Annotated in this window: 18 protein-coding genes; 9 read left to right on the top strand and 9 right to left on the bottom strand. The window is 69.1% G+C overall.

The window, feature by feature from the left end:
• Window positions 1–76: 76 nt before the first annotated feature.
• Window positions 77–970: a LysR family transcriptional regulator gene (locus tag M0G41_RS07385; RefSeq protein ID WP_248207112.1), complete on the top strand. Its 894-nt coding sequence runs from the start codon at window positions 77–79 to the stop codon at window positions 968–970.
• A 351-nt stretch (window positions 971–1321) separates the two neighbouring features.
• Window positions 1322–3613 (top strand): FdhF/YdeP family oxidoreductase, encoded by a 2292-nt coding sequence (locus M0G41_RS07380; RefSeq protein WP_248207110.1) that lies wholly within the window; start codon window positions 1322–1324, stop codon window positions 3611–3613.
• 41 nt (window positions 3614–3654) lie between these two features.
• Here M0G41_RS07380 and fdhD read toward each other — a convergent pair whose 3' ends face one another.
• Genes fdhD through xth form a run of 3 tightly spaced genes read right to left on the bottom strand, consistent with a single transcriptional unit; the run spans window position 3655 to window position 5897 of the window.
• Window positions 3655–4473, bottom strand: coding sequence for a formate dehydrogenase accessory sulfurtransferase FdhD (fdhD, locus tag M0G41_RS07375; RefSeq protein ID WP_248207108.1), 819 nt, complete (start codon window positions 4471–4473; stop codon window positions 3655–3657).
• Window positions 4474–4477: 4 nt separating this feature from the next.
• Entirely contained in the window at window positions 4478–5119 is a 642-nt protein-coding gene (locus tag M0G41_RS07370) for a DUF6498-containing protein (RefSeq protein WP_248207106.1), read from the bottom strand.
• A gap of 10 nt (window positions 5120–5129) precedes the next feature.
• Window positions 5130–5897, bottom strand: coding sequence for an exodeoxyribonuclease III (xth, locus tag M0G41_RS07365; RefSeq protein ID WP_248207103.1), 768 nt, complete (start codon window positions 5895–5897; stop codon window positions 5130–5132).
• Between the two features lie 526 nt (window positions 5898–6423).
• Between xth and M0G41_RS07360 the strand changes: the two genes are divergently transcribed.
• Entirely contained in the window at window positions 6424–7314 is an 891-nt protein-coding gene (locus M0G41_RS07360) for a TolB-like translocation protein (protein WP_248207101.1), read from the top strand.
• A 456-nt stretch (window positions 7315–7770) separates the two neighbouring features.
• On the opposite strand, the gene M0G41_RS07355 is transcribed toward M0G41_RS07360, so the two are convergent.
• A complete protein-coding gene (locus M0G41_RS07355; RefSeq protein WP_248207099.1) occupies window positions 7771–8478 on the bottom strand; it encodes an HAD family hydrolase in 708 nt (235 codons plus the stop codon).
• 17 nt (window positions 8479–8495) lie between these two features.
• Complete coding sequence (locus M0G41_RS07350; RefSeq protein WP_248207098.1) at window positions 8496–10724, bottom strand: DUF5916 domain-containing protein; 2229 nt, start codon at window positions 10722–10724, stop codon at window positions 8496–8498.
• A gap of 118 nt (window positions 10725–10842) precedes the next feature.
• Here M0G41_RS07350 and M0G41_RS07345 point away from each other — a divergent pair, with 118 nt between their 5' ends.
• Together M0G41_RS07345 and M0G41_RS07340 are read left to right on the top strand one after the other, a co-directional pair.
• Window positions 10843–11946: a hypothetical protein gene (locus M0G41_RS07345; RefSeq protein WP_248207096.1), complete on the top strand. Its 1104-nt coding sequence runs from the start codon at window positions 10843–10845 to the stop codon at window positions 11944–11946.
• A 5-nt stretch (window positions 11947–11951) separates the two neighbouring features.
• Entirely contained in the window at window positions 11952–12827 is an 876-nt protein-coding gene (locus M0G41_RS07340; RefSeq protein WP_248207094.1) for a DMT family transporter, read from the top strand.
• A 457-nt stretch (window positions 12828–13284) separates the two neighbouring features.
• Here the strand turns inward: M0G41_RS07340 and icd are convergent, their stop codons facing one another.
• Window positions 13285–14583 carry an NADP-dependent isocitrate dehydrogenase gene (gene icd / locus M0G41_RS07335; RefSeq protein ID WP_248207093.1) on the bottom strand — a complete coding sequence of 433 codons (1299 nt, stop codon included), beginning with the start codon at window positions 14581–14583 and terminating at the stop codon, window positions 13285–13287.
• 125 nt (window positions 14584–14708) lie between these two features.
• Window positions 14709–15176, bottom strand: coding sequence for an Lrp/AsnC family transcriptional regulator (locus tag M0G41_RS07330; RefSeq protein WP_248207091.1), 468 nt, complete (start codon window positions 15174–15176; stop codon window positions 14709–14711).
• A 161-nt stretch (window positions 15177–15337) separates the two neighbouring features.
• Between M0G41_RS07330 and phhA the strand changes: the two genes are divergently transcribed.
• Window positions 15338–16225 (top strand): phenylalanine 4-monooxygenase, encoded by an 888-nt coding sequence (gene phhA, locus M0G41_RS07325; RefSeq protein ID WP_248207074.1) that lies wholly within the window; start codon window positions 15338–15340, stop codon window positions 16223–16225.
• A 122-nt stretch (window positions 16226–16347) separates the two neighbouring features.
• Window positions 16348–17727: a GAF domain-containing sensor histidine kinase gene (locus M0G41_RS07320; protein ID WP_248207071.1), complete on the top strand. Its 1380-nt coding sequence runs from the start codon at window positions 16348–16350 to the stop codon at window positions 17725–17727.
• A 517-nt stretch (window positions 17728–18244) separates the two neighbouring features.
• Here M0G41_RS07320 and M0G41_RS07315 read toward each other — a convergent pair.
• Complete coding sequence (locus tag M0G41_RS07315; protein WP_248207069.1) at window positions 18245–18661, bottom strand: DUF2141 domain-containing protein; 417 nt, start codon at window positions 18659–18661, stop codon at window positions 18245–18247.
• 20 nt (window positions 18662–18681) lie between these two features.
• Entirely contained in the window at window positions 18682–19392 is a 711-nt protein-coding gene (locus tag M0G41_RS07310; protein ID WP_248207067.1) for a DUF2306 domain-containing protein, read from the bottom strand.
• Between the two features lie 143 nt (window positions 19393–19535).
• On the opposite strand from M0G41_RS07310, the gene M0G41_RS07305 reads away from it, so the two are divergent.
• Window positions 19536–20684 carry a sensor histidine kinase gene (locus tag M0G41_RS07305; protein ID WP_248207065.1) on the top strand — a complete coding sequence of 383 codons (1149 nt, stop codon included), beginning with the start codon at window positions 19536–19538 and terminating at the stop codon, window positions 20682–20684.
• On the top strand, window positions 20681–21316 hold the full coding sequence (locus M0G41_RS07300) for a response regulator transcription factor (RefSeq protein WP_248207063.1): 636 nt from the start codon (window positions 20681–20683) through the stop codon (window positions 21314–21316). Before M0G41_RS07305 ends, M0G41_RS07300 begins: the two co-directional genes overlap by 4 nt.
• Window positions 21317–21375: the final 59 nt, after the last annotated feature.

The following is a 21375-nucleotide window of genomic DNA, read 5'->3' as shown; positions in this document are numbered from 1 at the left end:
AGTTTCGACCTGCGCAGCGCGTCGCGGAACTGGCAATCTGTGCCGAACCGATCGGCATTTCTGCACAAGGGTGGCCATGCCTGCGCCGACACAGTGGAGCGACCTGCAGGTCTTTCTCGCCGTCTGCGAGCGCGAATCGGTGGGTGCGGCCGCGGTCCAGCTCGGCATCAATCACTCCACCGTGCTGCGCCGGCTGTCCCGGCTGGAGGAGGGCCTCGGCGCCCGCCTCTTCGATCGCCTGCCCAGCGGCTATGTGCTGACGGCGCAGGGCAGACAGTTGGCCGCCGACCTCGCAGGGCTCGGCGAGCAGATCGCCGCCGCCCAGCGCGAGATCGGCGGCGATGATGCCGTGCTGTCCGGCCCGGTGCGGCTGACCGCGCCCGACGTGCTGCTGCCGCTGATCCTGCCGGCGCTGGCGGCGTTCCAGCGCCAGCATCCGCAGGTCGAGATCGCCCTGGTCCAGGGCAACGCCTTCGCCAGCCTCGCCCAGCGCGAGGCCGACATCGCCGTGCGCGGCGCCAACCGCGTGCCGGACACGCTGATCGGCCAGGAGGTCGGTCAGATCCGCACCGCGCTCTACGGCACCGTCGAGCGTTTCGCCGCCGAACCCGGGCCGCTGGAGTCCCTGCCCTGGATCGGCCACACCGAGACCCTCGCCCACCTTGCCTCGGCGCGCTGGATCGCCCAGCGCGTTCCGGTGGAACGCATAGTGATGAGGGTCGACAGCCTGCTTGCCCTCGCCGACGCGGTGGTGGCCGGAATCGGTGTGGGCTGGCTGCTCTGTCCACTGGCCGAAGCACGCCCCGGCCTGCGCTGCCTGCGCCCGCCGCTCGAAGAGTTCAATACCCGCGTCTGGGTCCTCTGGCACGCCGACCTGCGTCGCGTTGCCCGCGTGCGCAGCCTCGCCGCCCACCTGGCCGAGTCGCTGCGGCGGGATCTGCGCCTGCACCATCCCTCATCTTTAACATAGTGATTCACCATGACGCGTCGCCAGGGAACCGGCGACACCCGTTCGCCCTGAGGAATCGAAGGGCGGCCGGAAACCTTCGCCATGCTCCGGTAGGCGCGGGCCTTGCCCGCGACAGCCGCGTGTCGGATTGCCCCGAGGAACGTGGCTGGGCGCAGCGCCGCGGTCGCGGCCATGGGCAGCTCCCACAGGTGGACTGAGCCGACGGGGGCAATGCCGTCCTCAGGCGTGCCGTGCAACGGCTCCTCGCGGAGCGCAGCCTGCTGCGCTGCAGCCCGCACAACCCCGTTCGCGGTGAGGTATCGAACCCCGACCCGAGTACCATCGAAACCCGGACAGGCATCAGGCGAAGGCATGGCGAAGAAGCAGCAGGTGCCGGGGGTCGAGGAGTTTGACGGTCCGGCCGGTGGCTGGCCGGCGCTGGGCGCGGTGGCCCGGGCGGTGCGCGATCAGATGGCGGTGGCCGACGAGCTGCGCGCGCTGAAGCGGGTCAACCAGCCCGACGGCTTCGACTGCCCGGGCTGCGCCTGGCCTGACCCGAAGCACACCTCCTCGTTCGAGTTCTGCGAGAACGGCGCCAAGGCTGTGGCCTGGGAGGCCACCGGCAAGCGCGCCGGGCCGGAGTTCTTCGCCGGGCATTCCGTGGCCGAGCTGTGGTCATGGAGCGACCACCGGCTGGAGGACATCGGCCGCCTGACCCATCCGATGCGCTACGAGCACGCAACGGATCGTTATGTGGCGGTCGACTGGGACGAGGCCTTCGCCGGCATCGGCGCGGCCCTGCGCGCGGTGGGCGACCCCGACGCGGTGGAGTTCTATGCCTCGGGCCGGGCCTCCAACGAGGCCGCCTTCCTCTGGCAGCTGTTCGCCCGGGAGTTCGGCACCAACAACTTTCCGGACTGCTCGAACATGTGCCACGAGGCGACCAGCGTCGGGCTGCCGGAGTCGATCGGATTCGGCAAGGGCACGGTCAGCCTCGAGGACTTCGAGCACTGCGACGCGATCTTCTCGATCGGCCACAACCCCGGCACCAACCATCCGCGCATGCTCAGCACCCTGCGCGCGGCGGCCCGCCGCGGCGTGCCGATCGTGGTGATCAATCCGATGCGCGAGCGCGGCCTCGAGCGCTTCGCCTCACCCCAGCACCCGCTGGAGATGCTGACCGGCGGAGAGACGCGGCTCGCGACCACCTACAGCCAGCCGCGGGTCGGCGGCGATATCGCCGTGCTGCAGGGGATCATGAAGGCTCTTCTGGCGGAGGACGCCGCGCAGTGCGAAGCGGGCGGGGCAGGGCTGCTGGACCGCGAGTTCATCTCCCGCCACACCGAAGGCTTCGAGGCGCTGGGCGCCGAGCTGGCCACGCTCGACTGGCCGGACATCGAAGCCCGCAGCGGTCTGGGCCGCGCCGACATGGAGGCCCTGGCGGCGATCTACGCCCGTGCCGACCGGGTCATCGTCTGCTACGGCATGGGCATCACCCAGCACCGCCACGGCACGCAGAACGTCCAGCAGATCGCCAACCTGCTGCTGCTGCGCGGCAATATCGGCCGGCCCGGCGCCGGCATCTGCCCGCTGCGCGGTCACTCCAACGTGCAGGGTGACCGCACCGTGGGCATCACCGAGGCGCCGACCGAAGCCTGGTGCGCCGCGCTGGAAGGCGAGTTCGGCATCCGGGTGCCGCGCCGGCGCGGCCACAATGCGGTGGAGGCGGTGCAGGCGATCAGCCAGCGCCGCTCACGGGCCATGCTCTGCCTCGGCGGTAACCTTGCGGTGGCCATGTCCGATCCCGATACCGTGTTCCCCGCCCTGCGCGGGCTCGATCTGTCGGTGCATATCGCGACCAAGCTCAACCGCTCGCACCTGCTGGTCGGGCAAGGACAGTCCTTCCTGCTGCCCTGCCTCGGCAGGACGGAACGGGATGTTCAGGAGGGCGGCGAGCAGTTCGTCACCGTCGAGGACTCGATGTCGATGGTCCACGCCTCACGCGGAAGTCTCGCCCCGGCCTCCGATCAGCTGCGCTCGGAGCCCGCCATCGTCGCCGGCATCGCCGGCGCCACCCTGCCGGACAGCCGCGTCGACTGGCGCCATCTGGTGGCCGACTATGCTCGCATCCGCGCCGCCATCGAGGCCGTGCATCCGGACTTCCGCGACTACGAGGAACGGATCTCCACGCCTGGCGGCTTCCACCTGGAGAACCCCGCGGCGCGCCGTCAATGGCATACGCCAACCGGCCGCGCCCGCTTCCTTTGCGCCGGGGCCGGTCCCGCCGCGCCGGCCCCGGACGTGCTGCAGCTGGCGACGGTACGCAGCCACGACCAGTACAACACCACGATCTATGGCTTCGACGACCGCTATCGTGGGGTGCGCGGCCGCCGGGACGTGGTCTTTGCCCATCCCGATGATCTTGCCGCGCTCGGTCTTGCCCACGGCGACCGGGTCGATATCGAGGCGGTGGACGGCGGCGCCGGGACAAGGCGCCGTCTGCGCGGCTACACCGTGATCGCCGGGCAGATCGCCCGGGGCTCGCTTGCCGCCTACTACCCCGAGGCCAACGCCCTGCTTTCGCTGGACAGCCATGACCGGCAGAGCGGTACGCCCGCCTACAAGTCGATCCCGGTCAGGTTGCGCGCCGCGGCGGCCGAATAGGGTCGTCCCGACCGCCGGGTCCGGCCTGTGGCGCGGCAGGCTCAGTCTCCGAGCAGACGCTCGGCGTGGGCGTAGATGTTGCAGGTCTCGGCGCGGGCGAAGCCGACGAGGCAGAGCCCTGCGCGCTCGGCGAGGTCGACCGCCAGCGCGGTGGGCGCCGACAGCGCGGCCAGCAGTCCGACCCCGGCCGAGGCTGCCTTGAGCACGATCTCGTAGCTGGCCCGGCTGGTCACCAGAAGCATGCCTTCATGGATTGGCAGGTCGGACAGCGACAGCGCGCCGATCAGCTTGTCGACCGCGTTGTGCCGCCCGATATCCTCGCGCAGCAGGCCGATCGCGCCCGCGCCATCGGCCCAGGCCGCGGCATGCACTGCGCCGGTGGCGGCATTGAGCGGCTGCAGCGAGGGCAGGGCGCCGAGCGCACGCCGCAGCGCGGCCAGGGTGAAGCGTCGGGTCGTGTGCACAGGACGCGGCAAGCGCAGCGCGTCCTCCAGTGCGCGCGCCCCGCACAGGCCGCAGCCACTGCGTCCGGGCAACAGTCGACCCGACGCCTCGCCGAGCCGCGCAGCGGGGGCATCCTCCGCCACCCGAAGATCGACCTCGATGCCTTCCAGTAGCGGCCTGATCTCGCATCCAAGAAGCTGTGGCGGCGCCTCGATCAGCCCCTCGCTCAGCGAGAAGCCGAGCGCGAAATCCTCGATGTCGCACGGGGTGGCCAGCATCACCGCGAAGGGCTGGCCGTTGTAGCGCAGGGCGATCGGGACTTCCTCGGCAATGCGGTCGTCCTCGCTGCGCCGCTCATCGCCGCCGAAACGCAGTACGCGGCGACAGACAAAGGCGCTGTCCTCGTTCGCGGCCACGGTCTCAGCGGCCGCCCTGCAGCACGCGGTGTTCGACGTGATGCATTCCGAGATCAGCCGCCGTCTTCAGCAGGCCGAACAGAAGCAGCCCCAAGCCGCTGTTCAGCGCCGCGCCGACGATGATCGTCACGTGCATCGGCAGCACCCGGCCGTAGGGCAGGAACATCAGGGTGCCAATGTTCGGCCGCCCGCGGAGGTCCGCCGCCAGATGCTCGCGATGCGAGGCCGCATGGCTGAAGTAGAAGGACAGGCCTAGCAGGGCGATCAACGGCAAGTCCAGGGCGCTGACGGTGCCGAAGCGCTCGACCAGGTCGCCCTGCGCCGCGCCGCTTTGGCCGGCCAGGCTGAAGATGCCGAGGAAGAACAGGTATCCGACATGGAAGAAGCCGTAGTGCAGGGCGAAGAACTGGGCGATGCGGCGGCGGGTGTCGGGACTCTCATCGACCGGCTGATTGTTCATCCTCAGGTTGTCGACCGCGAACCGGCGCAGCGCGCGGATCCGCCGGTAGCTGAACCAGCCGATCACCACGCTCTGGATCCAGTAGGGCCAGAGCAGGGCAAGCAGGCCCCAATCGGCCCAGTAGGCGACGCCAAGCGTTACCAGGTTGCTGGCCAGGATGCCGAGTGTCGCGCGGTCGCGAAGCATCGCGTCCAACTCAGCCGGTGACGTCCACCCAGACCGGCGCGTGGTCGCTGGGCCGCTCCCAGGTGCGGGGTTCGCGCTCGATGGCCGAGGCGCTGCAGCCGGCACGCAGTGCCTCGCTGACCAGCAGCAGGTCGATGCGCAGGCCGAGGTTGCGGCGGAAGCCCGCCGCCCGGTAGTCCCACCAGCTGAAGTGGCCGGCCTCGTCATTGTGCAGGCGGAAGCTGTCATGCAACCCGAGCGCGCAGAGCCGCTTCAGCGCATCGCGCTCGGGCGTCGAGCAGAGGATCTTCTCGTGCCAGGCCTCGGGATCGTGCACGTCGCGGTCGTCCGGCGCGATATTGAAATCTCCGAGTACCACCAGCTTCGGATGGCGGGCGATCTCCTCGGCCAGCCAGTCGTGCACGGCGTCCAGCCAGCGCAGCTTGTACTCGTACTTCTCGTCGCCCACCGCCTTGCCGTTCACGACATACAGGTTCACCACGCGGACATCCCCGAATCGGGCCGCGATCACGCGCTTCTGCTCGTCCTCGAAACCGGGGATGCCGACCTGCACCTCCTCGGCCGGCTGCTTCGACACCAGGGCCACGCCGTTGTAGGTCTTCTGCCCGGCGAACACGCTGCGGTAGCCCAGCTCGAGCAGGGCATCATCGGGAAACTTGGCATCCTCCAGCTTGGTTTCCTGCAGCCCGACGATGTCCGGCTGCGCCGCCTTCAGCCACTCCTGCAGATGCGGCAGGCGGACGTTGAGCGAGTTGACATTCCAGCTGGCGATCTTCATGGGCAGCACATCCATTGAGAGGGCGGAAAGCGTCCCCGACACCAGCGCCACCGCGCCCGTGCGCCCGGGGACCGACACGGCGGAGGATAGCCCGAAGGGTGGAAATGGGTGCGAGGTTCGCATTCGCCGCGACCTCGGATGGGCCGGCTGTTTGTGGGAGTGCCCTTGGGCGCGACCGCGGAGTTCCGCTCTGTCCACGGTCTGTGGTGAAACCGTAGCGCTGAGGTCGCGACCAAGGGCGCTCCCACAGTCAGGCTTCGCTGCACGTCGGCGAAGCCCCATAGGGTGTGCCTTGGCGCACCGATACGGGCGTTCCAACGCTACGCCCGGTGCGGCCAGCCGCACCCTATCCCGCGTCAGAATGATCGTCCCGGCGCGGCCGCGATGCCGATGGTGCGCTTTCGGCGCGGCATCGAGGCGGGCGTCCTCGACTCGACCCCGCGCGGACCTCGGCGCGGCGCAGGGGCTGAAACCTGCCGAGGGAACGGAGTGTCCAATGCGTAATCCCCCATCACGGACCGTCCCGATGCGTCGCGCCCTGTTTGCCTGCAGCCTGATCCTTTCCCTTCCCGTGCTGGCCGAATCGCCCGGCGAGGTGCGGCGGATCGGGGACGGGATTTCGACCCCGCGCAACGAGTACAACCTGAGCGAGCGTGCCGAGGTGGGGCTTCGGGTGTTTGCGCGCTCGGACGCCGACTTCGCCAACTCGCGGATCTGGCTCTCGCGACGGGTCGCGAACGGCTGGAGCGCCCCGGTCGAGGCGCCGATCACCGACCCCCGATATCGCGATTCCGATCCATGGCTGAGCGTCGACGGTCGCAGCCTGTATTTCGTCTCGGATCGCCCGGCCGCGGGCCGCGGGGCGGAGCGTCGCGACCTCGACCTGTGGCGGCTGGAGATCGACGCCGAGGGTCGCTGGGGCCCGCCGCAGCACCTCGGTGAGACGATCAACAGCCCCGGCTACGAGCTGGGTCCGGAACTGCACGGCGGCGTCCTCTACTTCAACAGCGCTCGGCCGGGCGGGCCGGCAGGACTCAGCCTCTACCAGGCAAGCCAGGCCGACGACGGCAGCTTCCCCGACCCGGCCCAGCCGCTGCCGGCACCCTTCAACAGCGGCAAGGCGCAGGGCGACTTCACCCTCTCACCGGACGGCCGCATCGCGCTGTTCTGGAGCATTCGGGACGGCCGTGCCGACGGCGACCTGTTCAGCGTGCGCCGCGAGGGCGAGGGTTGGGCCGACAGCGCCGAACGCCTGCCGGCGCCGTTCAACTCGCCCGGTTTCGACTACACCCCGGCTTTCTCGGCCGATGGCCGGCGCCTCTTCCTCGCCAGCGACCGCATCCCGGCCGAGGCCGGCGGCGAGGGAGGCGTCCAGCTGTCGGATCTGTATGAGGTCGATGCCGCGGCGCTGCGCTGAGTCCGCATCCCCCGCGGCGATGGCGCGAATCGTAGAGATGAGCTTGTTCGCTCAGGCGTCGCGGAATGGCGACATTGTCAGTTGCGTCAGTCGAGCGTGCTCGACTCTACGGGGCTTCGTTGGGCGTTGAGATGCCCGCCTGTGGGAGTGCCCTTGGGCGAGACCGCGGAGAACCGCCCTGGCCGCGGTCTGTGGTGAATCCGTTGCGCTGCGGTCGCGCCCAAGGACGCTCCCACAATTTGACTGCGGCAAGGCTTGCCTTGGGCGCAGAGCACGCATTCGCCCCGCTCCCCCTGTAGGAGCCAGCTTGCTGGCGATCGTCCCGCCCGGCGCACCTATCGCCAGCAAGCTGGCTCCTACATTCGGGTTCTGCGGAAGGTCTTCATTTGCGCCCAAGGCTCGCCTTGTTGCACCGACCACGCCGTTCGGGCGGTACGCGGTGCGGCGAGCCGCAACCTATGCTGCGGCGAGCTCGCGCAGGGTGGCGGCGATCTCGGTGGCGTGCTGGACGATGCGCAGGCGGGGGTGCTTCTCGTCGACGGCGTGTTCGGTCTCCAGCGCCCAGGTGGTCGAGTAGGGGACGTGGACGCCGGCGCCGCCGAGGTTCAGCACCGGCTCGATGTCCGAACGCAGGGAATTGCCGACCATGGCAAAGCGCTCGGCAGGCAGGTCGAACTCGCGGAGCAGGCGGGCGTAGCTGGCCTCGTCCTTCTCCGAGACGATCTCGATGCGCCGGAACAGGCTGCCAAGGCCGGACTCGGCGACCTTGCGCTCCTGGTGGAACAGGTCGCCCTTGGTGATCAGCACCACCTCGAACTCGGCGCCGACTTCCTCGACCGCCTCGCGTACGCCGGGCAGCAGCTCGACCGGGTGTTCCAGCACGCTGCGGCCGATGGCCAGCACGCGGTGCAGGTCGGCGGCCGAGATCCGCTCGGCGGTGAGCGCGATGGCGGTTTCCAGCATCGACAGGGTCATGCCCTTGGCGCCATAGCCATACAGGCGGATGTTGCGACGCTCGGTGGCGAGCAGCTCCTCGTGGACGCGGCGGTCGTGGATGTCGAGGTAGGCGGCGAGGATCGACTCGAACTCGGCCTGGGCCGCATCAAAGTATTCCTGGCTGCGCCACAGCGTGTCGTCGGCGTCGAAGCCCACCATCTGGAGCATGTGCGTGTCCGGGCAAATCACAGCGAGAAACGATACGCGATCTTCAGCAGCAGCTGGTCCTCGTCGCGCAGCGAGAAGGTGTCGCCGAACACGCCGGACAGGCCGCGGTTCTGCCCGGCCTCCAGCTCGTCCAGGGCGAAGCCGCCGCGGCCGTAGACGGCATAGATGTCGCTCAGGGTGCCGAGCTTGTAGCGCCAGCGCACCTGCACGCCGAAGTTGCGCAGGGTGAAGTCCTCGACCGCGGCATCGTTGTCGACCAGCCGGCCACGTACCAGCTGCCGCGCCTGGCGCAGCTCGGCATCGATGGCGATGGCCTGCAGCTTGATGCGGAGCTCCTGGCGCTCGGTCGGGAACCAGTTGAGGTTCGAGTACAGCTCGACCTGGTTGGCTCGGAAGCTGGCCAGCTGGTCGTCCTGCTGCCAGATCAGCCAGTCCGGCCGGTGCACGGCGTACAGCCCGAGGTCGACATCGAAACGGTCGCCGAGGTGCCAGCGCGGCTGCACGCCGCCATACCAGCCGTGGCCGTCGGCCACGCCGGGGAACATCTCGAATTCCCAGGACCAGGCGAAGCGGCCTTCGCCGCGGCGCGGGTACTGGCTTTCCATGAAGAACTGCCAGCCGGCCCGCTGCGGCACGCTGCCATGGCCGCGGGTGAGCAGGTCGTCGACCGAGGAGCGCCGGAAGCTGAGGTACCAGTTGCGCTCGACGCCGGTGCGGCCCGAGGACCTGCGCGAGAGCGCAAAGCTCTGCTGCAGCCGCTCGCCGGCGAGATTCTCGCGGTGGGCGATCTCGCCCTCCCAGGCGTGCGAGCGCCAGGCCGAGTCTTCGGGCAGGCTGTCCTGGCGATAGCCGGTCTCCCACTCGAAGTAGCGGTAATCGTTGCGTGGCTGGAATCCGAGATCGTTGAGCTCAAGTTCGTCGTCGGCGTAGAGGGCGAAGTACTCCTGGCGCCAGGGCCCTTCGGGATCCCAGTCGGCGACCAAGCCGGCGCCGCGGCCGCGGCGTTCGATGCCCGCGGTCTCGCTGCGGCTCTCGCTGAGCAGTGGCCGGATCCGCCAGGTCGGATCGGGCTGCCAGACCGCGTCGACCGAGGTTACCGCGGCGGTGCGTGCAAGGAACGGCCGCTCGACCTCGCTGCGGGTCAGGCCCAGACGCAGCGAGTCGGCATCCCAGGTGCTGCGCAGCAGGTGCGCCTCACGCCCGGCCTGGCCGTCCTCGTCAGCGATGAACAGGCCGTAGCCGAACTGGCCGAAGCTGCCGTTGGCCTTGACCGCGGCGTTGATCGAGGCAGCGCCGCTGCGGTCGTCCAGCGGACCGCCGACGCGCCGGGTGTAGAACAGCGTGCCCAGCGGATGGCCCAGGTCGAAGTAGCCCTGGTTCTCGGTGAAGAACGGCCGGCGGTCGGTGAAGAAGGTTTCCACGGCGCTGAAGTTCACCACCAGCTGGTCGCTCTCGACCTGGCCGAAGTCGGGGTTCACGGTGAGTGCGAACTGGTGGTCGCCGCTCGGCTTCCAGAACAGGTCGAAGCCCTGCTCGGTGTCGCTTTCGCCGCTTATCCGGTTGTGGCGGAGCACGCCGTAGGGGGTGATGGCCAGTTCGCGCTGGCGGTACTGGTCGATCTCGACCTTGTGGAAGTCGGAGAGGAAGCGCGGCCGCATGAAGCTTGCGCCAGGGAAGGCGAAGCGCTGGTTGCTGGCGACGATAACCCGGTCGAAGTGGACCGCGATGGTCCGCCGCGGGGCGGACGAGCCGCGCATCGGGGCGATGCTCCAGGGGATCCGCCACTCCGCCACGGTGCCACCCTCGAAGTCGGCCACGGCGTGCTCCCAGGCGCCGTCCCAGTCCTTGTTGAACTGGTTTTCGTTGCGGATCACCTCGTCCATCACGTCACCGGCGGCGGTGATCGTGAAGTCGTAGCCCTGCCGGCCATCGGCGTCAAAGTCGATCATCAGGTTGAAACGGTCGACCGGGGTGTTGCCATCGCGCGGAATGCGGGTGCGGGTCTGCGGCACGCCCGGCGGGTGCCAGGCGCGAATCGCCACCACCAGCCCTTCCGGCGTCGACAGCAGCAGGGCCTCGGCGCGGCGGTCCTCAGGTGCCGGTTGGCCGCTGAGCGGCTGCACGGCGACGAAATCGGTAAAGCGCTGGGCCGAATTCCACTCCGCTTCGTCGAGCACGCCATCGATGCGGATTTCCGCCTGCACCGGCAGGCAGGCAAGGAGGAAAGCGAAACAGGCAAGGCGCACGAAAATCCCGGGAGAGGCGAAAGCGGCGGGCACCTTGGCCGCTGGGCCCGGCAAAGGCAAGTGCAGGAAGCCGGGGTCGCGACATGCCGCCTTGACCCTGCGACGGGCGGGGCGGAACATGCCGCGATCTTCAGACGCCGCCCTCCGCGTGGACGCCGAAACGCCGCCCCCCTACCGCTACTCCGAGTCGCGACTGTCCGCGGCCTGGTATGACCTGCGCGGCTTCCTCGCCGCGCGGCGCCGCCTGCTGGCCGAACCGCGGCTGGCCCTGGAAGGCGAGCGCGCGCTCGGCTTCAGTGCCCGCGGTTTCGCCCACTTCCTGTGGATCGTGATGCCCTTCGGCGTGCTGGCAGCGCTGGCCTCGGTCAACGGCTTCCTGCTCGAGCAGCCCAACCAGGTGTTCGACCTCAGCGCCGATGCCGCGGCCGAGCTGCGCCAGCGCATCGCACCGGACGAAGCCCTCTACCGGGAGGCTGGCTGCCTGCCGGGGGAGGCGATCCCGATGAGCCCGGAAGAGCGTGAGGCCCTGTCCGCGGCGCGCAAGCGGATGGTGGGCCTGCACATCATGCCCTTCATATCCCTGGACAGCGCGCAGATCGATGCCGAGGAGCGCCGGGCCAGCATCGCGGCCATCGAGGCCGGTCTGAGAGAGGTCTCCGAAGGCCAGACTGCCGCGGTCAGGCTGAGGCTGGCCGAGAGCCTCGAGAACCGCCTGCGCGGCACCGAGAACCGGCTGCGCTTCATGCGCCGGATGGTCGAGACCGGCGCTGCCAACCTGCTCGGCATGGTGTTCACCGGACTGCTGCTGCCGCTGACCGCGATGGCTTTTGCCTGGTGGGCGCGTCGACTGAAGCCGCCGGGCGAGCGCGTCGACCAGGCCCGGCCGGTCATGCTCTACCTGCTCAATGCCCGGCTGACGCCGTGGATGTTTGTTCTGGTCGGGCTGCTGGTGGTGACGCAGATCGGCATCTCCTGGCAGCTGGCCCAGGTGACCTACTGGGCGCAGTGGGCGACCTTTGCCATGACCCTTGCCCTGGCGGTGGTCTACTTCCGCTGCGGCAGCCTGATCGCACCGGTTCTCTACGACGCGCCCGACGCCCGGGTGGCGCGCAGGCTGTCCTGGCGGATGCTCTGGGTCTTCCTGCTGCTGCAGCTGATCGCGATGCTCTGGGCCGGGCTGCTGTCCGCGGGCATGGCGCTCTACTTCCACATCACCGCCTGATCGGCATGCAAGCCTCGAACCTGCGCGGCATCGTGCTGCTGGTGCTGGCCATCGGTTTGCTGTCGCTGATGGACGCCGGCCTCAAGCTGCTGGCCGAGCACTACGGCAGCTTCCAGGTCGCTGCCCTGCGCGGCCTGGCCTCGCTGCCCTTCGCCCTGGTCTGGATCATGGCCACCACCGGGCTCGGCACCGTGCTGCGCATCCGCTGGCCGATCCATGCCCTGCGCGGCGTGCTCGCGGTCTGCATGATGGTGCCCTTCGTCTACGCCCTGCAGCACATGCCGCTGACCACGGCCTACGCGATCTTCTTCGTCGCGCCGCTGCTGGTCACCGCGCTGGCCGTGCCGATCCTTGGCGAGAAGGTCGGGCCGCGGCGCTGGGCGGCCATCGTGGTCGGCCTGCTCGGCACCCTGGTCATCCTCCGCCCCACCGGCGAGGGGGTGGCCACGCTGGCTGGACTGGCCTGCCTGCTCGGTGCCTTCTGCTACGCGCTGTCGGCGGTCCTGGTGCGGATGCTTGCGCGCACCGACAGCAGCCAGAGCATGGTGTTCTGGATGCTGACCTCGGTCAGCGTCGGCGCCGGCGCCCTGGCCTGGCCCGAGTGGCAGCCCATTGGCGGACAGCATGGCTGGCTGGTCGCCGGCGTGGGTCTGGCCGGTGCGCTCGGTCAGTACTGCCTGACCGAAGCCTTCCGCCACGGCGAGGCCAGCGCCATCGCGCCCTTCGAATACACCGCCCTGGCCTGGGGCACCGGTCTCGATGTCGTGCTCTGGGGCGTGCTGCCCGACCGCGTGACCTGGCTTGGCACCGCCATCATCGTTGTCGCCGGCCTCTACCTCATCCGCCGCGAGAAGGTGCATGCGGAGGCGGAGCATCCGTAGGGAAAGAAAGGGCGCGAAGCAGGCATTCATAGGGTGCGGCTGGCCGCACCGGGCGTACCGTCCGAACGCCCGTGTCGGTGCGTCCAAGACGCACCCTATGGGGCTTCGCCGACGCCCAAGGAGGCCCGACTGTGGGAGCGCCCTTGGGCGCGACCGCCGAGATCCGCTCTGGCCGCGGTCCTCGGTGAATGCGTAGCGCTGCGGTCGCGCCCAAGGGCACTCCCACAGTTTGACTGCGGCAAGGTCTGCTTTGCAGCGCAAACCGGACCTGGCAGCGACGTTGCGTGTAGGAGCCAGCTTGCTGGCGATCGTTCCGTCCGGGGTGCCTATCGCCAGCAAGCTGGCTCCTACAGCGGGGCCGGGGCGAATGCGAACTTCGCGCCCGCAGTTCGCGTTCCCCTAAAACAGCGAGGCCGCCCTGCGGCGGCCTCGCAACACATCGTTCGGGTGATCGGGCTTACATCGCCTTGATCAGCAGGTCACCGAACTCCGAACACTTCACTTCCTTGGCGCCGTCCATCAGGCGGGCGAAGTCGTAGGTGACGGTCTTGTCGCCGATGACCTTGTCCATCGCGTTGATGATGGCGTCGGCCGCCTCGGTCCACCCCATGTAGCGCAGCATCATCTCGCCGGAGAGGATCACCGAGCCCGGGTTGACCTTGTCCTGGTCGGCGTACTTCGGCGCGGTGCCGTGGGTGGCCTCGAACACGGCGTGGCCGGTCATGTAGTTGATGTTGCCGCCCGGGGCGATGCCGATGCCGCCGACCTGCGCGGCCAGGGCGTCGGACAGGTAGTCACCGTTGAGGTTCAGCGTGGCGATGACATCGAACTCGGCCGGACGGGTCAGCACCTGCTGCAGGGTGATGTCGGCAATCGCATCCTTGATGATGATCTTGCCGGCGGCGACGGCTGCGGCCTGCTCGTCATTGGCGGCCTTCTCGCCCGAGGCGGCCTTGGTCCGCTCCCACTGGTCCCAGGTGTAGACCTTGTCGGCGTAGTCGCGCTCGGCCAGGGCGTAGCCCCAGTTGCGGAACGCGCCCTCGGTGAACTTCATGATGTTGCCCTTGTGCACCAGGGTCACCGACTTGCGGCCGTTGGCGATGGCGTACTCGATGGCGGCGCCGATCAGGCGCTCGGAACCCTCCCGCGAGACCGGCTTGATGCCGATGCCCGAGGTGTCCGGGAAGCGCACCTTGCCGAACTCCTTGGGGAAGTGCTCCTTGAGCAGGGCCAGGAACTTCTTGTTGTTCTCGGCGCCGTTCTCGAACTCGATGCCGGCGTAGATGTCCTCGCAGTTCTCGCGGAAGATCACCATGTCGACCTGGTCGGGACGCTTGACCGGGCTCGGCACGCCCTTGAACCAGCGCACCGGGCGCAGGCAGACGTACAGGTCGAGCATCTGGCGAAGCGCGACGTTAAGGGAGCGGATGCCGCCGCCGATCGGCGTGGTCAGCGGTCCCTTGATCGAGACCAGGTAATCGCGGCAGGCCTGCACGGTGGCTTCCGGCAGCCAGGTGCCGAACTGGTTGTTGGCCTTCTCGCCGGCATAGATCTCCATCCAGTGGATCTTGCGCTTGCCCGAATAGGCCTTCTCCACCGCGGCATCCAGCACGCGCACGGACGAGCGCCAGATGTCGCGGCCGGTGCCGTCGCCCTCGATGAAGGGGATGATCGGGTTGTGCGGCACATTGAGCTGGCCGTTGTCGATGCTGATCTTGGCGCCGCCGGTGGGCGGGACGAGAGTCGGTTCAGCCATGGAATCCTCCCGGTTGGAGCCCGCGGCGGAGCCGAAGGCGGAATGAAGAAGCGAAACACCCCATTGTCGCGGTTTGGCCGCCGGGTTTGAAGCCGGCCGGGCGGCGGCGGGCTCCTCGCGCCGCGTCAGCGCTGCGGCAGCGGTACCGCGCCACCGGCCTTCACCGCGCGGAGCACGAAGCTGGAGTTGACGTCGGCGACGTCCCCGGGGCGCAGCACCTTGTCGAGCAGGAAGCGCGAGAAATGGTCGAGATCCTGCACCATCACGTGCAGCAGGTAGTCCATGTCGCCGGTCAGCGCGTGGCAGGCAACGACCTCGTCCCAGTCTCCGACCCGCTGCACGAAGCGCTCGACGCTGTCCGAGTCATGCCGGGCCAGCTGCAGGCGGACAAAGGCCTGCAGCCCGTATCCGAGCCGGTTGGGGTCGAGCACCGCGCGGTAGCCGGCGATGTAGCCGTCGGCCTCCAGCCGCTGCACCCGGCGCAGGCAGGCCGAGGGCGACAGGCCGATGCGCTCGGCCAGTTCGGTGTTTGCGATGCGTCCTTCGCGCTGCAGGGTGGCCAGCAGGGTGATGTCGTGGGCATCGAGGGACATCGAGGGCTCCGGTTCAGGCGGGCGTGCACGAATGGGGCGCCGTAGCTCAAATCGGCGCATCATTATTGCATTGATGGACCGACTTCGCGCGCCATATGCGCCGAAATTGCGCCCGATCATCGCTAGACTGTGTGCAGAAACGCTCGCAGCAGGAGATTCCCATGGCCGTGGCACAACGCGTCGAACACCAGATGACCGACAAGGGCTACGTCCCGGTCTACACCACGCGGATCGTCGAGCAGCCCTGGGACGAGTACAGCGCCACCGATCACGATGTCTGGGGCCAGCTGTTCCGCCGCCAGCGCGAGATCCTGCCGCACCGCGCCTGCACCGAGTTCCTCACCGCCCAGGACGCGATGGGCATGTCGGACGAGCAGATTCCGCGCTTCGACGAGCTGAACACCCATCTCGCGCGAAAGACCGGCTGGCAGCTGATCGGCGTCGAGGGCCTGCTGCCCGAGCTGGACTTCTTCGACCATCTGGCCAACCGCCGCTTCCCGGTGACCTGGTGGATCCGAAAGCCCGAGCAGCTCGACTACATCTCCGAGCCGGACCTGTTCCACGACCTGTTCGGCCACGTGCCGCTGCTGATGAACCCGGTCTTCGCCGACTACATGCAGGCCTATGGCGCCGGCGGGGTGAAGGCGCACGGCATCGGGCCCGAGGCGCTGGTCAACCTGACCCGCCTGTACTGGTACACGGTGGAGTTCGGCCTGATCCGGCAAAAGGACGGCCTGCGCATCTACGGGGCCGGCATCATGAGTTCCAAGGGCGAGTCGATCCACTGCCTGGAGAGCCCGGCCCCGAACCGCATCGGCTTCGATCTCAAGCGCATCATGCGCACCCGCTATCGCATCGACAGCTTCCAGAAGACCTACTTCGTGATCGACGACTTCGAGCAGCTGTTCGATGCGACGCGGCCGGACTTCAGCCCGATCTATCGCGAACTGGCCGAGCGTCCGGCGATCCCGGCCGGCAACGTGCTGGCCGATGACCGGGTTATCCAGGCCGGCACCGGCGAAGGCTGGCCGGAGGACGGCGACGTCTGAGCCCATCGTTTCCGCGGCCATGGTCGCCGCGGCCGGGAAGGCGTAAGGTGTTGCCTGGAGCCGGCCAGGGGGCCGGGAACAGGGCGGCCGCTGAACGCGCCGTATCCTCGATGGGTGAAGCCATGGGCGAAGCATCGCGCTGGCAGGGCCTGCTTGCCGGGGTGTCGCGCGCCGAGTGCATCGACGACGGCAATGTACCGGCCGCTGCCCGGATGGTCTGCGACGCCGCGGTCGCCGGCCTCGGCGTGCCGCGGGCCAGCGTCTGGCTGGTCGACGACCCGCCCGTTTCCATGCACTGCGTGGCCCTGGTCGATCATGCCGATCCCAGCGCTTCGAACAATCTCTCGCTGACCCACGAGGACTACCCCTCCTACTTCGTCGCCATCCAGGCCCAGCGCTGCATCGCGGTCCGCGACTGCCTGCGCGACCCCTGCTGCGTCGAGCTGGTCGAGCCCTACCTGTGCCCGCTGGGCATCGGTGCGATGCTCGACACGCCGATTCATCGAAGCGGCCGCATGGTCGGCATCCTCTGCGCCGAGCACCGCGGCGGACCGCGTACCTGGAGCGAGGGCGAGCAGATCTTCACCGGCAACCTCGGCGACCTGTTCGCCCGGGCCATGTCCTCGGCCGAGCGCATGGATTACGAGGAGCGGCTGGAACAGCTCAACGCCACGCTCGAACGCCGTGTCGAGGAGCGCACCGCGCGCCTGGAGCAGGCTCTCGAGAGGCTGGAAAGCACACAGCGCCAGCTGATCGAGCGCGAGAAGCTGGCTGCCCTGGGCTCGCTGGTCGCCGGCGTCGCCCACGAGATCAATACGCCGGTCGGTGTGGCGGTGACCGCGGCCAGCCATGGCCGTGACCTGCTGCGGGCACTGGACCGCGATTTCCGCGCGGGCTCCCTGCGCCGGGGCGACATGCAGGCCACGCTGGACGGACTGGGCGAGGCCCTGGACATGGTCCAGCGCAATGTCGAGCGCGCGGCAAAGCTGGTCGAGAGCTTCAAGCGCACCGCTGCCGACCGGACCTCGGAGAAGCGTCTCGACTTCGAGGCCAATGCCTATGTCGAGTCGGTGCTGGCCACGCTCGGGCCGATGCTGCGCAGCCGCGGCGTGGCACTGCAATTCGAGCGCGGCCCGGACTGCGAGCTGACCTCCTACCCGGGGGCCCTGGCACACGCCCTGTCCAACCTGGTGGCGAACGCCGCCCTGCATGGTTTCGAGGCCGGTGCCCAGGGCGCGCAGCTGAGGGTGGTCCTGAGCTGCGAGCCGGAGTGGCTGCTGATCGAGGTGGTCGACAATGGCTGCGGGATGAGCGAGGCGGTGCTGCAGCGCGCCTTCGAGCCGTTCTTCACCACGGCACGTGCCCAGGGCGGTACCGGCCTGGGCCTGACCATCGCCCGCTCGATGGTCGAGCAGAGCCTCGGCGGCAGCCTTGATGTCGAGACCCGGCCGGGCGAGGGCTGCCGCTTTGTGCTGCGCATTCCGCGCCGACCGGTCGACTGAACCCGCAATGCGGCCCCGGCCTGCCCGTTCGCCCTGAGGTATCGAAGGGCGAAGCCTGGAGATTCCGGGGCCGCTCGTGCTTCGATACCTCAGCACGAACGGCTCGAAGGGGTGGGGCGATGGCGGCCCCCTGGGTCCTGCCCGGTCCGATGTCGCCCTGTCTGGTCGGGGCCAACGCGACAGCTCTGGATGACCCCGCCGGCCACGCCCCGGACTGCCCGTTCGCCCTCAGGTATCGAAGGGCGAAGCCTAGAAATTCCGGAGGCCGTTCGTGCTTCGATACCTCAGCACGAACGGCTCGCAGGGGTGGGGCGACAACGTCCCCTTGGTTCCTGCCCGGTTCGATGTCGTCCCGCCTGTCCCGGGCCGACGCGACAGCTTCGGATGAACCCGCCGTCCACGCCCCGAACTGCCCGTTCGCCCTGAGGTATCGAAGGGCGAAGCCTGGAGGTTCCGGAGGCCGCTCGTGCTTCGATACCTCGGCACGAACGGCTCGAAGTCAGAACTTGGCGGTGGCCTAGTTGAGTACGATCGAGATGCCGAGATCGTCCTCGCCCAGCTCGAACACCGCCTCATCGAAGCGCGGCGCGCGCATCACCTGCGGGTTGTTCGAGGAGCCGACGCCCTCCTTGGGGATGCCGATGAAGTTGGTATCGAGCTTGCCGTTGCCGTTCTCGTCGTGGGCCACGCGCACCGCGTAGCGACCCGGCGGCAGGTTCACGAAGGTAAAGCGCAGCGCGCTGCTGCCGTCTGGCTTGCCGACCCGGCGGTCGACCGGCTTGGCCTCGCCCTTCCAGCCCGCTTCCGAGCCGTACAGGGCGAGGCTCAGCTGGCCGCTCTGGGCGGCGATGCCCTGGACTTCGACGGCCAGCGTGGCGGCATCGAGCGGCGCAGCGGCGAGGGCGAGCAGGGCGGCGATCAGGGCAGGGCGCATGGGCGGGTTCCTTGGCGGGTTCAGGCAATCGGAAGCGTCGGACTGGGCTGGCCAACCCTCGCGTCGGCGGCCGGGCGGCCATAGCGCCGATCAAGGCGGATGCTTGCGATCACCGCCACCACCAGCGGCGCCAGCCAGGCGATCAGGGTCAGCGTCGAACCGTCCAGCATCGGCAGCAGCCGGCGCAGGCCGATGCCGAGGAAGGCGATGTGGGTGGCGACGCCGCAGCCGATGATGTTGCCGTAGTGCTCCTTCAGCCACCAGCGCGGATCGTTCGGCGCGCGCCGCCAGCTCTGCACCGAACCGGCCGCGGCCAGCAGGCCGACGCCACCGAACACCTGCAGCACGACGCCCCCCGCCTGGGTGCCGAGCCAGATCATTCCTGCGCCGCCCAGGCCGACGCTGGCGTTGAGGATCCAGTACACCGGTCCGAAGTAGCGCTGACGGTCGCCGCGATCGCGGATGGCGCGCAAGGCGTTCCAGCAGGCGCTGCCGGTCAGCAGCAGTAGGAAGCTGAGGAACAGTGCGCTCACCGGATGGCCCCTTTCCAACAGGGCATGAGCCAGCGGCGCGCCGCTGACGATGACGCCGAGCATGGCGCCCATGTAGACGCGCCCGGCGAGCACGTGGGGGCGGCTGCCCTTGCGCACGAAGGCGGCGATCCAGAAGCAGACGAGGGCCAGCGTGCCGGAGGCGAGGTGCAGGACCAGACTGATCGTGTAGCTGTTCATGGCGGACTCCCGTGTGTACGGATCCAGTCTGCTGCGCCGACGTCCACCACTCAGGTGCCGACGGTCAGTCATCACAGGTGAAGGAAGTCACTTTCTGCATGCGAAGGCTTGTCCTCGGACAGCCGGCGGGCCAAGCTCGATGCATGTCGACGCGTTGGCGCCAGATCACAAACGAGCTGCTGTCTCCGCTTGCCCTGGCCGCTTACGTGGCCTGGGCCGTGGTCTGGCTGGTCACCATCGGCGGCATGGAACGCGACGGCTCGCCCTGGCTGTGGCCGGCCCGCGTCGCCATGCTGGTCTTTCTCGCCGGGTTCCTGGCCATGGTCTCGGGCCTGTGCGACAGCCGGCCGGGGCGCCACCTTGCGCTGAGTCTGGTGCTCGGTGTCTGCGCGCTGGGCCTTACCCTGATGCGGCCGAACAGCGCCGCGGCCATCCTGCTGGTGCTGCTTGCCGCGCAGATGGCCGTGTATCTCTCCGGCTGGCGCCTGTTCACGGCGATCGCCCTGGTCAACGGTCTGTTCCTCGGCGGCCTGTTCTGGTTCTGGGACGCCGGGCCGATGGCGGCCCTCACCACGGTGGTGGCCTTCGCCAGCTTCCAGGCCTTCGCCGCCCTGATGATCCGCAGCAACCAGACCGCCGAGCAGATGGCTGAAGAGCTGCGCGCGGCCAATGCCGAACTGCTGACCAGTCGCACCCTGCTCGCCGCCGGCGCGCGCGACGCCGAGCGCCTACGCCTGTCGCGGGAACTGCATGACGTTGCGGGTCACAGCCTGACCGCGCTCAAGCTCAACCTGCGCGCACTGGCCGCCGACCCCCGGCAGAGCGACCCCGAGCGCGTCCGCCTCTGCGCCGGCCTGGCCGACGAACTGCTCGGCAGCCTGCGCGAGGTGGTCCGCGAGATGCGTCAGGACGAGGGGCTGGATCTGGGCGAGGCGCTGGCCCGCCTCGGCCTGCCGTTTCCGCGTCCGGCGCTGCGCCTGGACATCGAGCCCGGGCTGAAGCTGCGAGGCCGGGATCGCATCGAGGCGGTGCTGCGTGCGGTGCAGGAAGCGCTGACCAATGCCGCCCGCCACGGTCCAGCACAGGAGCTGGCGGTGCATATCCGCCCCGAAGCGGGCCGCTTGCAGCTGTGCATCGAGGATGACGGACGGGCTCCGTCCGAGCCGCGGGCCGGCGGCGGCCTGTCCGGGATGCGCGAACGCTTCGAGGCCCTCGGCGGAGAGGTCTGCCTGTCACGCTCCGGGCGCGGCGGCCTGCGCATCGACGCCTGGCTTCCGGAGGGCGAAGCATGACCTGCCTGCGTCTCGCACTGGTCGACGACCAGGCCCTGGTCCGCCACGGCCTGCGCGCCCTGCTCGACGGCCTGCCCGACATTGAGGTGGTGGTCGAGGCCGCCGATGGCGAGGCCCTGCTCACCGCGCTCGATGCCCAGCCGGTTGATCTTGTGCTCTCCGACATCCGCATGCCCGGCCTTGACGGCTTCGCCCTGGCCGAGGCCCTGGCTGCCAGGGTGCCGGCCCCGCCGCTGATCCTGCTCACCACCTTCGACGAGCCCGACCTCGCCCTGCGTGCGGCCGAGGTCGGCGCACGCGGCTTCCTGCTCAAGGATGCTTCGCCCGAAGACCTGCACGAGGCCATCCTGCGCGTGGCCGCCGGCGAGACCCTGCTGGCCCCGGTGCCGACCGACCCGGTCCGCGCCCGCTACGCCTACCGCGACCAGGCCCCGCCGAGCGACACCTTCAACGAACGCGAGATCTCCATCCTTCGCCTGCTGGCCGGCGGCTACTCGAACAAGGAGATCGCGCGAAGCATCCACCTGTCCGAGGGCACGGTGAAAAACTACGTCAGCGAGATCCTCGACAAACTCGGCACCCGCGACCGTACGAGGGCGGTGCTCAAGGCGATCACCCTGCGGATCATTTGAGGGGAGCGGGGACTCGGGGGCTCGGAGGTCCGCTTCGGGCGCGAAGCAGATATTGATAG

Origin of the sequence: Pseudomarimonas salicorniae, assembly GCF_023156535.1 — a bacterium.
Taxonomy (GTDB): domain Bacteria; phylum Pseudomonadota; class Gammaproteobacteria; order Xanthomonadales; family Xanthomonadaceae; genus Pseudomarimonas; species Pseudomarimonas salicorniae.
The sequence above is the reverse complement of the archived record's forward strand: the minus strand, read 5'-3'. Positions and strand labels throughout refer to the sequence as shown.

Bases quoted from the DNA above. Each gene is read 5' to 3' on its own strand.
- M0G41_RS07385 (WP_248207112.1), top strand. From the start codon at position 77: ATGCCTGCGCCGACACAGTGGAGCGACCTGCAGGTCTTTCTCGCCGTC.
- M0G41_RS07380 (WP_248207110.1), top strand. From the start codon at position 1,322: ATGGCGAAGAAGCAGCAGGTGCCGGGGGTCGAGGAGTTTGACGGTCCG.
- M0G41_RS07370 (WP_248207106.1), bottom strand. From the start codon at position 5,119: ATGCTTCGCGACCGCGCGACACTCGGCATCCTGGCCAGCAACCTGGTA.
- xth (WP_248207103.1), bottom strand. From the start codon at position 5,897: ATGAAGATCGCCAGCTGGAATGTCAACTCGCTCAACGTCCGCCTGCCG.
- M0G41_RS07360 (WP_248207101.1), top strand. From the start codon at position 6,424: ATGCGTCGCGCCCTGTTTGCCTGCAGCCTGATCCTTTCCCTTCCCGTG.
- M0G41_RS07355 (WP_248207099.1), bottom strand. From the start codon at position 8,478: ATGCTCCAGATGGTGGGCTTCGACGCCGACGACACGCTGTGGCGCAGC.
- M0G41_RS07345 (WP_248207096.1), top strand. From the start codon at position 10,843: ATGCCGCGATCTTCAGACGCCGCCCTCCGCGTGGACGCCGAAACGCCG.
- M0G41_RS07340 (WP_248207094.1), top strand. From the start codon at position 11,952: ATGCAAGCCTCGAACCTGCGCGGCATCGTGCTGCTGGTGCTGGCCATC.
- icd (WP_248207093.1), bottom strand. From the start codon at position 14,583: ATGGCTGAACCGACTCTCGTCCCGCCCACCGGCGGCGCCAAGATCAGC.
- M0G41_RS07330 (WP_248207091.1), bottom strand. From the start codon at position 15,176: ATGTCCCTCGATGCCCACGACATCACCCTGCTGGCCACCCTGCAGCGC.
- phhA (WP_248207074.1), top strand. From the start codon at position 15,338: ATGGCCGTGGCACAACGCGTCGAACACCAGATGACCGACAAGGGCTAC.
- M0G41_RS07320 (WP_248207071.1), top strand. From the start codon at position 16,348: ATGGGCGAAGCATCGCGCTGGCAGGGCCTGCTTGCCGGGGTGTCGCGC.
- M0G41_RS07315 (WP_248207069.1), bottom strand. From the start codon at position 18,661: ATGCGCCCTGCCCTGATCGCCGCCCTGCTCGCCCTCGCCGCTGCGCCG.
- M0G41_RS07310 (WP_248207067.1), bottom strand. From the start codon at position 19,392: ATGAACAGCTACACGATCAGTCTGGTCCTGCACCTCGCCTCCGGCACG.
- M0G41_RS07305 (WP_248207065.1), top strand. From the start codon at position 19,536: ATGTCGACGCGTTGGCGCCAGATCACAAACGAGCTGCTGTCTCCGCTT.
- M0G41_RS07300 (WP_248207063.1), top strand. From the start codon at position 20,681: ATGACCTGCCTGCGTCTCGCACTGGTCGACGACCAGGCCCTGGTCCGC.